This window comes from Vibrio sp. 779(2023), from assembly GCF_033344285.1.
Lineage (GTDB): Bacteria > Pseudomonadota > Gammaproteobacteria > Enterobacterales > Vibrionaceae > Vibrio > Vibrio alginolyticus.
In genome coordinates this window covers 1-1,027 of record NZ_JAWPOM010000239.1, presented here as the reverse complement: position 1 = coordinate 1,027, position 1,027 = coordinate 1, and the positions used below count along the sequence as shown (strand labels likewise).

General features: G+C 45.1%; 1 protein-coding gene and 1 pseudogene. Both read right to left on the bottom strand.

The genetic code is table 11. The annotated features are described in order from the left end of the window. Positions 1-447 (bottom strand): aquaporin Z (gene aqpZ, locus R8O70_RS26345; protein WP_318184602.1); only part of this gene is annotated, 447 nt, incomplete at its 3' end. A gap of 206 nt (positions 448-653) precedes the next feature. Next, a pseudogene (locus tag R8O70_RS26340) lies at positions 654-1,027 on the bottom strand (hypothetical protein); the annotation flags it as partial.

Here is a 1,027-nt window from a genome sequence, read left to right as displayed (position 1 = left end):
CATGATAACGATAAGGAACATCATCGTCATCACGATTTCAGAAACTAACGCAGCAAGCATTGAGTACTGACCTGGTGAGTGTTCACCATAACCGTTGGCGGCAAAGCCAGAACCAACAACATCAAATCCAGCTTGTCCTGTCGCGATGACATAAAGAATACCACCAGCGATCAGCCCGCCGATCACTTGTGCGATGATGTAAGGCGCAACGTCTTTTGTATCAAAACGACCGCCAGCCCAAAGGCCAACCGTCACTGCAGGGTTCAAATGGCAACCTGAAATATGACCGATTGCAAATGCCATGGTTAAAACGGTTAAACCAAAGGCCAGAGCGACACCCAGCAGACCAATACCAACATCTGGAAAACCTGCAGCCAACACTGCGCTGCCGCAGCCGCCCAATACTAGCCAGAACGTACCAAAAGCCTCAGCCAAATACTTGTTCATGTTATTTCCTAATTTCTAATTAAATGACCCGCTGAACATAGTCGAGAATTGTCAATAAAGTGTGAGGGAGATCGCGTAAAAACTGCAAATAGGACGGTATGTGGCAAGAGTTCTCAAGGATGAGATAAAAGCAGGGAGAAGAGAGGCTGAATCTTCAGTTTGCCTTGGCCATCACAACCTGAGTAACAGCCAAGGCAATGTAGGTTTTAACTAAATGCGACGAAAGGCGATACGCACAGCAAAATACCAGTAGCAATAATCAAGTAAAGCGACGCGCCTTTGTATTTGTGTAAAGAAGGCACTTGATAGACAAGGTAAGCTGGAATCAAACAGCCAATCAAACCAAAGATAGGGCTACATACTGATGTGAAGCTCAGAACTGGTAGATTCAATACAATTGCACCCCACGCCATGAGAATCGCAAAGAGAATGATTCCTTTGGTGACCAAGTCTTTATTGATCTTCTCTTCAGGCATGACCTTTTTTAGAGCCAGCATCGCTAGACCTTGGCAAGAATCGCGGAAACCCAAGTACACACCAAAAAACGCAGTCATTACTGAGAAAATATTCAGCATTAAAC